Below are 11,703 nucleotides of genomic sequence, written 5' to 3' on the forward strand. Positions count from 1 at the left end.
CGGACATCCAAAAGGCATACGGACTGTGCCACTCACTGCGCATAATCTTCGCCAAGAACACCATCAAGGATGCAGCCAGGCTCTCCATGGCACGGTGGTACAATAAAGTTGAAGAGGCAGACTTCCATTCATTCAATGTGATTGCTGCCACATTCTACGAGCATTATGATGAGATATTGAACTTCTATAACAACAGATCTTCGAATGCCATGGCAGAATCGTTCAATGCCAAAATTAAACTTTCCCGAGCCAATCTAAGAGGAGTGGCAGACAAGAAGTTCTTTTTATTCAGAATTGCAAAACTATATGCCTATCCCCATTGATTTTCTACTGAGCCCTCACATCGCCATATTTCCTTTTAACCGCTTAAATGCCTTCTTTTTCGGCTTCTTCGATTTCGTTTGTCGTTTTGTTTTGATCACTATTTGTATCTAACTGAGCAGCATTCGTAATATGTAAATTTCCCATATTATTAATAATCACGTCAATTGGAATATATTCATCACTGTTCGGATCAGGTGAGCCTATACTTGCTCCAAATCTTAAGTAGTTTCCATCAACCTTATCAAACATGAATCCTACTAAAATACCATGTTTCCCATATTGATTGTTTGTAAAAGACTTGAAATCGTTCTTTGAAAAAGAGCGACTATAAAAAGTAGTCCCGTCTTTACGTAAAATCTTCAAATCTATCTTGTTGTCAAAATATTTCGTTCCATCTTCATCTGTTATCAACGGCAAATCCTTGTCCGCATAACGTCGAATAGTAATAGTATAGACAGCGTCCATCCACTCTATTTCCTTTTTATAACTGAAATCTGTCAGTTGTTGTGGGCTATGTGATATTTGCGGCTTTGGAGATATCTTTGTAATGATGTCATCACTTTTTTTCTCCTTTTTACAAGAAGAAAAAGTTACAGTAATCATTCCAAACAATAGAAGTAGTAATATAAATTGTTTCATATTCGATCAATATTCCTTGCAAAAGTAAGCATTTTTCTATTATATTCCAAATATGAGCTAATAAATAAAATAGCAATTACTTATTCATTAAAATATTCAAATAAGGCAAACTGGTAGAAATCTACGTTAATTCATAAATTTCACTGGGAGTGCTTCGTTTTAAAACCTCAAGTCCAAAATCTTTGCCCGGTATCAATCCTCTGTCTAATAATATAGATTCTATTGTTTTACGAGCAAGCTCAGGATGATTGTTCTCATCACTTAGATGGCAAAGCCAGACACAGTTGAGATCTGGATTTGCATTCTCTACAAGAACTCTTGCACAATCGGCATTGCTCAAATGTCCATTAGGTCCACTAATTCTGTCTTTAAGAAATTTGGGATAAGGGCCTACGGTAAGTTTCTCTAATTCATGGTTAGCCTCTATAATGAGAAAATTAGTATGAGAGATATAGTTTTTAATTTCTTCCGTAACATGCCCACAATCTGTTACAATAGTTAAAGAAACTCCTTCACTTTCAATATAATATCCAACACAATCGGTACTATCATGAGGAACCTCGAAAGGCGTTACATTAAACTCGCCAATTTCGATTGTCTTTCCTTTCTCAACATAGCGAACCATAGCCAAATCAACCTTTCTTCGTACACACCAATTCTTTTCAATACCACTATGAACAAGTTTTGTTGCATAAACTGGTATTTTATAGTCTCCGCTTAATGAACCCACAGATTTCACGTGGTCTGCGTGATCATGCGTAATTATTATATTTCGTATCATTGACATTTGCAGTCCATAGTTATGAAAATGCTTTTTCATTAATCTGATGCCTACACCACAATCGATAACCAAACAATCGGTCTCGGTATACAGCACATAGCAATTTCCACTACTACCACTACCTATTGATATAAATCTCAGCATTGGAATAAATTTTTGCAAAAGTAATAAAACATTTCAAGAATGCAAAACCTAAAATATACTTCTTGCCACTTTAGTAAGGTAGAAAGGGATTGTCAGAAGGGGAGTCCGACTGCAAAATGAAAAGTAAAGTCCCTTGTGAAGTTAGGATTGAAGAGAGCATAATGCTCTTTGAAATCATCATATACTGGATTGATTGCTTTCATACCAGTATCAAAGCGAAGTATAAAATAATTAAAATTCAAACGTAAGCCAAGGCCGTAAGCAAAAGCCAATTGCTTGTAAAACTCACCAATTTTGAATTGCCCTCCTTGTTGTTCTTCGTAATTACGTAAAGTCCAGATGTTTCCAGCATCAATATATGCTGCTCCATCAAACTTCCAAAACAAATGAGTTCTATATTCCAAGTTCAGATCTAATTTCAAATCACCAGTTTGATTGATGAAGTCTATACGTCCGTCTGACCCCTTGAATTTCCCTGGTCCAAGTTCCCTTACGCTCCATCCACGTACGGAATTAGGCCCTCCAGCTATATATCTTTTTTCAAATGGAAGCACTTTGCTATTACCATACGGCCAAGCTATTCCGAAATCTCCATGCAATACCAAAGAGTTGTTCTCGTCGAAGCTAATTATTTTGGTGTAGTCGAAATCAAATTTTGCATATTGTGCATAAGCAATATTAAATAGCATTCGTTGCCCTTGGTCATTCTTTTTTAAGTTAAAGATACGACTGACACCATTCAACAAGTTTCCAGCAGTCTCAAATTGCGCCCGTATAGCCTGGTCGTTATAGTTATATATTACTGAAAAGCCCATTCTCATTACTAATAGGTCTTCATAATTGTATCGAAGGATTGCATTCCGATTTGATATGTCATCAAGATAATCAGTTTTAAAAGTACTACTTATCCATGGCATATAGACATAACTTAAATTCAATACATCAAGCCCATACTTAAAATGTTTAGTTGGATTTGCCCAACGATATTTCCACATAGCAGAGAAAACTCGCCTGTGAAACTCAGGTCTATTCTGTAAATTCCAACTTATTGATGCTTCGGAAACGGCATTGCTTCTACGTCGGAAATCACGACTAACGAATGGTGAAAGAAATCTTGGGAATTGAAGGCTGGTCTGTATGCCATACTCCTCATAATCATGGTTTTCATAACCCTCAAGCCCCGTTATGGCTTCAAAGGCGGCACGCAATTCAACGCTAAGGAGTTCACTTCCTCTGAATAAATTTCTATTTTGATATGAGAGTACAGCAGCTGCACCTAAATTCCCAGCCGTATTAGTTCCTTCAGGTTGAAAAGATATTGTATTAGGTTTATTGCTCGATAAAGTTATGTCAACATCTAAATAATGCTTTTGCGACTGTTGATAATTAAAAGTCTTACCAACAATAATATTTTCTATGCTGTTCAGTTCTCGAAAGTCAATATTTGTATATCTGACAGCACCTAAACGGGCAAAATTATTATATGTTTTCTGTAAATCTGATGAAGAAAAGTATCTACCAGGCTCAATAAGATTATTTTCTGCGATGACACCTTTTCGAAGATTGACACCAGTTGAATTTCCTGGTAAAATATTCACTTTATTGATAATATATCTTGGATGAAGAATAGGTTCACTATCATTATTGGTGCGATATTTTGCTAGATGTAATGTCAGATCGACCTCTTTTGAGCCTTTTGTGGAATCTGCCGTATAATAGATAAAGTCTTTATTGAACCGATAATAGCCAGAATCATTCAATATTTTTGTTAATCGTTTGCGTTCATTGTCGAGGGCAGACACAATAAATTGTCGAGGATGGTTCTTGTCAAATTTAGAAGTAAGACTAGGTTCGAGTAAACTTGCTATTACTGAATCTTGGATATCATAATTGAAGCTGTTTATCTGATAGGGTGATCCAGGATGCAACGTGTAAATAGCTTTCAATATTTTCCCCTTGACTTTCGTCTCCAAATCAACAGTCGCATTCATGTAACCCATGTTGTTCATAGCAACTCTCAAATTTTCTTTTGACCGTTGTGCCTCAAGTGTGTCATATAAGACAGGTTTCTCCCCCATCTTTTGCAATGTCCTATTTATCCACTTCGTAGTATCCCTACCAGAAAGTGCGTATGTTCCCAGTGGTATTTTAAAAAAAGAGAACCATCGAGAATTACCCTTTTGGCGAATAAGCTGTGCAAATTGTAAAGCATCAAAATCCTTAACATCCGATTTAATTTCAACTTTATCAAGCATATACTTCCCATCGGCAACAAATTTTTCAGCAGAACAAGATGCTATTAATAGCACTAAAAGGAGAATTAATATTGCATTATAAAATTTGAAAAGTCTATCTTGAAACATCAAAAATCCCTTTTTTTGCGCAAAGATACTAAAAAGTTAAGAGTAATGCTATGTAGGTGAAGAGTTTTTTATAAATTTGCGTTATGATATCTAAAAGCAAAATAAAGCTCATCCGTTCATTAGAAACAAAAAAAGGCAGAGGGAAATTAAAACTATTTGTAGCCGAAGGACCTAAAATAGTTGACGATTTAATCCATGCCAAATTCGAACTTGAGGAGTTATATGAAGACATTGAAGATATAAAGAAAATCTCTTTCTTACAACACCCCCAAAGAAAGTTAGGCGTTTTTAAACTTAAAATCAATCAAGAGTTAAGGATACATTTCGATAAGGAACTTATATTAGCCCTCGATGGCATTCAAGATCCTGGAAATCTCGGTACTATTATCAGAATTGCTGATTGGTTTGGAATCAAACACATCATCTGTTCTGAAGAAACGGCTGACTGTTGGAATCCGAAGGTAGTGCAAGCGACCATGGGCAGTATAGCCAGAGTACAGATTCATTATCTGAATTTAATCAGTTTCATCAACTCACTCCCCTCTGATTATCCCATTTACGGTACACTTCTGAATGGCGAGAATATATATAATGAGAATCTCACAAATACAGGATTGATCATTATGGGGAATGAAGGAAAAGGCATTTCACCCCTAATCAAGGATAGGGTAACCAAAAAATTATTAATACCAAATTTCTCTCATCAGGAATCAAAGGCGGAATCACTCAATGTTGCTGTTGCCACTGCAATCGTTTGCTCAGAGTTCAGGAGAAATATAATATGATATAAGATATATGGAAATAATAGACTTAAACAAAAACAGGAGTATCACAAGTTGTTTGACGGCTGGGTATGCTCAATGGACAAAGAACATGTGGGATGTCTTGAAATCAATAAAATGGTATATCCTGTTCACTGCCATCGTACTATCAATAACAATAAATTCGCTGATAATAAGTTCATGGCACATTTGGTTTCCAATGGCTATTACTTCGACGATAGCTGTTTATCAATTAAATCATCAGGCTTTTAAGTACATTACAAATGCGCCTTCAAACAATAAAAGAATACTTCTCCTGTTTAAACATTTGCCAAAGTATATTTCGTATAGTTTACTGACAAATACTATTTCCTTCAGCATCAACATTTTAATTTCTACACCCTTGATAATCTTGATATACTGCTATGTGCAGAATCAAGTAGGCATTTTGCAAGGTGACCCTGATACACAAACAACCGCCTTTACAGCGTTATTTTTCGTAACATCATTTTTCACCTTCATACTCATTCTGAGTATGAATACATGGAGAATATTCTCGGCAGCATTTCTTTATGGAGCCTGTACAGTACAAGATATTGTCAAATTTCAAAATAAGAAGAATCATCAAGGATACAATAATTAGGACTATTCCATAAATCCGAACTAATTGTTCGTCAGTGCAATATATTATTTGAGCCCTTACATACCACCCAAGCTAATACTAGGATTCAATAGATTAGACCAGTAGTCCATTAAATTATTGTAGGTGTCAAAGCTTTCACCTCAAAGATGACAGAGATTTGGGCAGAAAATAAACATGATAAATCTCTGAAAAAAGAAGGTTAAGTAGGGATTTTCTGCTAATTCCCTAAATAAAAAAGTATAAATGAGATATTCAGTCTCACTGGTTACACAGCATAAAATAACGGAGAAATGGTATTTATAGAGGAGATAAATTAAAATATATCATTTTATTTTGGTTTCTCCCAATTAATTATTATATTTGCATGTGTAACAAAATAATAATCTAAAAGAATAGAATGAACAACAAAGAAACAATGAACCGCGTTGCGGACAACATTAGGATTCTATCAACATCAATGGTAGAAAAGGCCAAATCAGGACATCCTGGAGGAGCTATGGGTGGTGCTGATTTTATCAACGTACTTTTCTCCGAATATCTTGTTTACGACCCATCTGATCCAGAGTGGACGGGAAGAGATCGTTTCTTTCTCGACCCAGGACACATGTCTCCGATGCTATATTCAGCCTTGGCTTTGCAAGGAAAATTCACTATCGAGGAATTGAAGCAATTCCGTCAATGGCAGTCACCAACTCCCGGTCATCCTGAAAGAGATATCATCAGGGGAATAGAAAACACATCTGGTCCTTTAGGTCAAGGACACGCTTTTGCAGCGGGTGCCGCAGTGGCCGAGAAATTCCTTGAGGCACGCCTCGGCAACGAGGTGATTCAACATAAAATCTATGCATATATTTCTGATGGTGGCATTCAAGAGGAAATTTCGCAAGGTGTAGGAAGAATCGCCGGTAACCTCGGACTGAACAATCTTATCATGTTTTATGACTCAAATGACATTCAGCTTTCAACCGAATGTGGAGTCGTCATGAATGAAGACACCGAAGCAAAATACAAAGCATGGGGCTGGAATGTCATTAATTGCAATGGAAATGACGTGGATGAAATACGAAAAGCATTGGACTCAGCAAGAGATGAGAAGCACCGCCCTACCCTTATCATTGGCAAGACAATCATGGGTAAGGGAGCTTTGCAAGAAGACGGAAGTAGCTACGAGCACAGCATCAAGACACATGGTGCGCCATTAGGTGGCAATGCATATATAAACACTATTAAAAATCTTGGCGGTGATCCGGAAAATCCGTTCGTAATCTTCCCCGAAACTCAAAAACTATATGCCGACCGCAAAAAGGAGTTGGAGAAAATTGTTGCGGACAGGAAAGCCAAAGAAAAGGAATGGGCAAAAGCCAATCCCGAAAAGGCAGAGCAATTAAGAACTTGGTTTAGTGGTGATGCGCCTAAAATAGATTGGACAACAATCGAACAGAAGCCAGACGTAGCTACACGTGTCGCAAGTGCCACATGCCTCGGACTCTTGGCTGAGCAAGTACCAAATATGATTTGTGCCTCTGCCGACCTTTCAAACTCAGACAAGACAGATGGCTTCTTGAAAAAGACAAAGAGCATTGTTAACGGCGATTTCACAGGTGCATTCTTCCAAGCTGGTGTAAGCGAATTGACAATGGCTTGTATGTGTATCGGCATGATGCTCCACGGAGGTGTCATCGCCGCAATGGGTACGTTCTTCGTATTCTCTGACTATATGAAACCTGCCGTACGCATGGCAGCATTGATGAAAACTCCAGTTAAATTTATCTGGAGTCACGATGCTTTCCGCGTTGGAGAGGATGGACCAACTCACGAACCTGTTGAACAGGAGGCTCAAATACGCTTGATGGAGAAACTACAAAACCACTCTGGAGAGGATTCTGTCAGGGTTTTCCGCCCTGCTGATGCCGAAGAAACAACAGTTTGCTGGCAAATGGCAATGGAGAACATGAGCACACCGACGGCATTGATTTTATCACGTCAGAACATTAAGAATCTACCTGCAGGCAATAATTACACATTGGCTCGCAAGGGTGCCTATATCGTAAAAGATTCTGAAAGCGACTATGATGTTATTCTGGTTGCCAGTGGTTCAGAAGTATCTTCTTGTATTGCTGGAGCAGAACTTCTCAAGGCAGACAATATAAAAGTACGCATTGTCAGTGCTCCATCAGAGGGCCTATTCCGCAGACAATCAGATGAATATCAGGCAGAAGTTCTCCCAAATAAGGCAAAGATATTTGGTTTGACCGCTGGGCTTCCAATCACCTTACAGGGATTGGTAGGAGCAAATGGTACAGTATTTGGCCTGAATAGTTTCGGCTTTTCAGCCCCATACAAGGTTCTCGACGAGAAACTTGGCTTTACAGCAGAGAACGTTTACAAACAAGTGAAAGATTTTTTAGTACGATAGTTTAACCGGAGTCCTTGGCCTGAAATGCCAGGGACTCATAATACCTAAACGCTTATGGAAATTAAAACAGTAGGAGTAGCTTGCGATCACGCTGGCTTTCCATTGAAGCAATTTGTTATTCAGTATCTTGAAAACCACAAGTATTCCTATAAGGACTTTGGTTGTAATAGCGACCTTAGTTGCGATTATCCAGATTATGCCCATCCATTGGCTGAGGCTGTTGTAAAAGAAGAGGTGTATCCAGCTATTGCCATTTGTGGAAGTGGCGAAGGTATGGTAATGACCCTTAACAGACACAAAGGTGTTCGTGCTGGTTTGGCATGGAACAAAGATGTTGCAGGTCTCATCCGCCAGCATAACGACGCAAACATATTGGTAATGCCGGGTAGGTTTGTTGACAACAAAACGGCAGAGAAAATCATGGACGAGTTCTTTAAAGCCAGCTTTGAGGGCGCTCGCCATGAGCGTCGAGTGAAGAAAATCGATGAAGTAGAATAATAAATTAAAATCCGAACACAAATAAAGGAGATGCTTTTTCGAGTATCTCCTTTATCGTTTTAATATTCTATATTCGCCTGATGCATTAATCTACACTACCTGTTGGTAGATGGAACTTGTATTCTTTCCCAAATACCTTGTTAACTTTATTGATTTCAAGGAAAGTCGTTCCTCCTCCTTCTCCGAAAGAACCTGAGAGATAGGCAATCTTATCCTCATGATTAATGTACCCTTTCTGTCTCAACATGCGCAACGCAGCAGCAAACATATAATAACTGCTGACATGCTGTTGCTGATAAATGGGGATAATTCCATAACTTAAGTTCAACCAGCGTTGAAGTTTTTCCTTATAACAGATTGCCAATACAGGATTCGGTCCGCGAAAAGCAGCAAGATTACGGGCCGTTTGTCCAGAAGCGCTGTCAGTAATTATGCCCTTGACTCCTAAAGTCTCAGTAGCTTCAATCGCACTCTTAGCCAAAAATTCCCTTTGGTCACTCTTATCTGTTACAGGGATATCAATAAATCCCTCGCTATGAGCATCCTTCTCTGCACGTTCAGCAATAGTTGCCATCGTTTGGACTGCTTCTAATGGATATTTCCCACTTGCCGTCTCCCCACTCAGCATCAATGCGTCAGTGTGGCTATATATTGCATTGGCAATATCTGTCACCTCAGCGCGTGTTGGACGTGGATTGTTGATCATCGTGTGCAACATCTGAGTGGCGACAATGACTGGCTTTTTCTTAGCAATACATTTACGAATAATGTTTCTTTGAATACCCGGAATCTGTTCAATGGGCACCTCAATTCCCAAATCACCTCTGGCAATCATAATACCATAAGAGGCTTCGATTATCTCATCAATATTATCTACCCCTTCTTGGTTTTCTATTTTTGAAATAATCTTGATATCCGAATCATGCTCATCTAATATCTTCTGCACTTCCATGACGTCTGCTGCTGAACGGACAAAAGAATGGGCAATGAAGTCGATGTCCTCCTCTATCGCCAGCAAAATATTTGACTTGTCTTTTTCTGTTAAAGCTGGCAAATCAATATGCTGCCCAGGAACATTAACACTTTTATGAGAGCCCAATTCTCCATCATTTTGAACCTGTGCAATAATGGTCGGTCCTGAGACCTCCATCACTTCCATATCAAGTGCTCCATCATCGAAGAGCATATGGTCGCCAACCTTTACATCCTTGGCTATATCCTTGTAAGACAGGTTAATGATATCGTGGCTCGTATCAACATCAGGACGTCCTAAAAGCTTCACAACGTCGCTTGTCTTGTAAGCAATAGGAGTATCCACACCAGTTGTTCTCACTTCAGGACCTTTTGTATCAATCAGAAGAGCCAAGTGGGGTGATACCGTTCTCGTGTTTCTGATAATTTTTTTTATGCCATCAGGCGTGGCATGTGCCGTATTCATACGTACAACATTCATTCCCGCGAAGAACAGTTTTCTAAGGAAATCCACTTCACAACGTCTGTCACTAATTGAACATACAATCTTAGTTTGTTTCATATTTTGTAGAATTTTCTTTTTTTTTAATTAGACATAGCTGAAAACACAGCATACAATACGGAAAATACGATAATTACTATCAAGAAAACGATGATGAAAGTTATAACAACTTTCCTTCCGATATTAGACTCCTTCTGCGGATGTTTCTGAACCTGAAGAAGTTGGTTGTCACCACCATCAGCCAATGGAGTCGCTACAGTAGCCATACTTTGACAGAAAGGGCACTGACATTTCACCGTCATTCCTGGCTCCGTCTGTACTATATAGGTCTTACCACACTGTTTACATATTACTTGAAACTGATTACTCATTGCTTTTATCTGACCTCATCTATGAATAGTTGACCTTTCCGATTCAGCACTTTAATCATACGAAACTCAGTAGCTCCATCTTGCGAAAGTCGCACTTTATACCATTCTCCATCGGCATGAATGACTTGAAGATTAGCCAAAAGTTCTTCATCATTATTAATTCCCGAAACCGATCCGAAGGCTCCACGCCAGGCTGTTGACTTATCGACATCTGATGGGGTCGACTCATCCCCATATATTGTATTGATGCAGTATTCTGTTAAATAATGTTCATACAAGACTGGATCCGCATTTGACAAGACAGCTTTCCTATAAAAGGACTTCAAAAAATCACAAATCATTTTTTGTTGCTGTTCAGCCCGTTGTGCTGCCATAGCTAATGACTCTTTTTTCTTTCTTTCCTGGGCAACCGAATCCCTATGATGCCTCCTGGCTTGCAACTGTTCTCTTTCCAAATTTAATTGATATTCGGTCCAGCCCCAATAACCTGCAGAACCCAAAATAAGAAATATGATGAACAAAACGCCCCATAACAACCCATGATGTGATGATCGGTTTTTCAGAGGGGCAGTCTCGTGAGACTCATTTTGCATTGTATTCGGCAAGGATGTTTGTGCCTCTTTTGGCAAAATAATCACCAATTTCTGGCTACAATATGGACATATACAATTCATCTTGGTGTCTGTTTCAGTGCTCACCTGAAAGCGTCCGCCACATTTTCTGCATGTCACCAAATATCGCATCTCTTATTTTTCTGCAAAATTAATATAATTCTTTGTGATTATGAAATATTTTCAATAATATTCAAAGTAAATAATATAATCTGACAAGCACCTCAAAATGAGATTAATCCCGAATAACAAGTTTTTCCTACAGACAAAACAAACAAGTCATGGCTGTTATGCAACAAAACTCCCACTCATATATTATTGTAAGATATTTTCGCAAACATATTGAAAACGCTGAATTCGTGAATTCAACAAGCAAGTGCAAATTTACTTAATTTGTTCGTAAAAGCACTCGTATGGTGTTTTAAATCCTAATTTCTTTCTTGGTCTCATGTTAATTTTCCTTGAACACTTTGTGATTTGTTGATGGCTGACATGTTCAAAAGTTTCTGATTTTGGCACGTATTGCCTAATCAGTCCGTTTGCATTTTCTATGCCGCCCTTCTGCCATGAAGAGTATGGATCGGCAAAATAGATGTTGACACCAAGGCTTTTTCCTATCATTTCATGGCAAGCGAATTCAGTACCGTTGTCTGTTGTAATAGACTTGACATGCCCTTT

11 protein-coding genes are annotated in these 11,703 nt (G+C 38.4%); 4 read left to right on the plus strand and 7 right to left on the minus strand.

Annotation, left to right across the window (positions count from 1 at the left end):
* A partial coding sequence (locus H515_RS0109770) for a transposase (RefSeq protein WP_028901893.1) occupies nucleotides 1-323 on the plus strand: 323 nt, incomplete at its 5' end.
* A gap of 43 nt (nucleotides 324-366) precedes the next feature.
* Here H515_RS0109770 and H515_RS0109775 read toward each other — a convergent pair.
* The 3 genes from H515_RS0109775 to tamL form a co-directional block, all read right to left on the minus strand.
* Nucleotides 367-963: a DUF4738 domain-containing protein gene (locus tag H515_RS0109775; protein ID WP_028901894.1), complete on the minus strand. Its 597-nt coding sequence runs from the start codon at nucleotides 961-963 to the stop codon at nucleotides 367-369.
* Nucleotides 964-1,084: 121 nt separating this feature from the next.
* Entirely contained in the window at nucleotides 1,085-1,888 is an 804-nt protein-coding gene (locus tag H515_RS0109780) for an MBL fold metallo-hydrolase (RefSeq protein WP_025877897.1), read from the minus strand.
* Between the two features lie 92 nt (nucleotides 1,889-1,980).
* Nucleotides 1,981-4,251 (minus strand): translocation and assembly module lipoprotein TamL, encoded by a 2,271-nt coding sequence (tamL, locus tag H515_RS0109785; protein WP_025877895.1) that lies wholly within the window; start codon nucleotides 4,249-4,251, stop codon nucleotides 1,981-1,983.
* An 83-nt stretch (nucleotides 4,252-4,334) separates the two neighbouring features.
* Between tamL and H515_RS0109790 the strand changes: the two genes are divergently transcribed.
* The 3 genes from H515_RS0109790 (at nucleotide 4,335) to H515_RS0109805 (ending at nucleotide 8,569) form a co-directional block, all read left to right on the plus strand.
* Nucleotides 4,335-5,036 (plus strand): RNA methyltransferase, encoded by a 702-nt coding sequence (locus H515_RS0109790; RefSeq protein WP_025877893.1) that lies wholly within the window; start codon nucleotides 4,335-4,337, stop codon nucleotides 5,034-5,036.
* 1,016 nt (nucleotides 5,037-6,052) lie between these two features.
* Nucleotides 6,053-8,071 (plus strand): transketolase family protein, encoded by a 2,019-nt coding sequence (locus tag H515_RS0109800; protein ID WP_025877891.1) that lies wholly within the window; start codon nucleotides 6,053-6,055, stop codon nucleotides 8,069-8,071.
* Between the two features lie 54 nt (nucleotides 8,072-8,125).
* Nucleotides 8,126-8,569, plus strand: a complete 444-nt coding sequence (locus H515_RS0109805; RefSeq protein ID WP_025877890.1) for an RpiB/LacA/LacB family sugar-phosphate isomerase — start codon at nucleotides 8,126-8,128, stop codon at nucleotides 8,567-8,569.
* An 85-nt stretch (nucleotides 8,570-8,654) separates the two neighbouring features.
* Here H515_RS0109805 and pyk read toward each other — a convergent pair whose 3' ends face one another.
* From pyk to H515_RS0109825, 4 genes are all read right to left on the minus strand, one after another.
* Nucleotides 8,655-10,103 carry a pyruvate kinase gene (gene pyk, locus H515_RS0109810; RefSeq protein ID WP_025877889.1) on the minus strand — a complete coding sequence of 483 codons (1,449 nt, stop codon included), beginning with the start codon at nucleotides 10,101-10,103 and terminating at the stop codon, nucleotides 8,655-8,657.
* Between the two features lie 23 nt (nucleotides 10,104-10,126).
* Nucleotides 10,127-10,414: a hypothetical protein gene (locus tag H515_RS14575; RefSeq protein ID WP_025877888.1), complete on the minus strand. Its 288-nt coding sequence runs from the start codon at nucleotides 10,412-10,414 to the stop codon at nucleotides 10,127-10,129.
* 5 nt (nucleotides 10,415-10,419) lie between these two features.
* Nucleotides 10,420-11,088 carry a hypothetical protein gene (locus tag H515_RS0109820; RefSeq protein WP_154653686.1) on the minus strand — a complete coding sequence of 223 codons (669 nt, stop codon included), beginning with the start codon at nucleotides 11,086-11,088 and terminating at the stop codon, nucleotides 10,420-10,422.
* Between the two features lie 321 nt (nucleotides 11,089-11,409).
* A partial coding sequence (locus H515_RS0109825) for an IS30 family transposase (protein ID WP_154653687.1) occupies nucleotides 11,410-11,703 on the minus strand: 294 nt, incomplete at its 5' end.

It is taken from the genome of Prevotella corporis DSM 18810 = JCM 8529, from assembly GCF_000430525.1.
Lineage (GTDB): Bacteria > Bacteroidota > Bacteroidia > Bacteroidales > Bacteroidaceae > Prevotella > Prevotella corporis.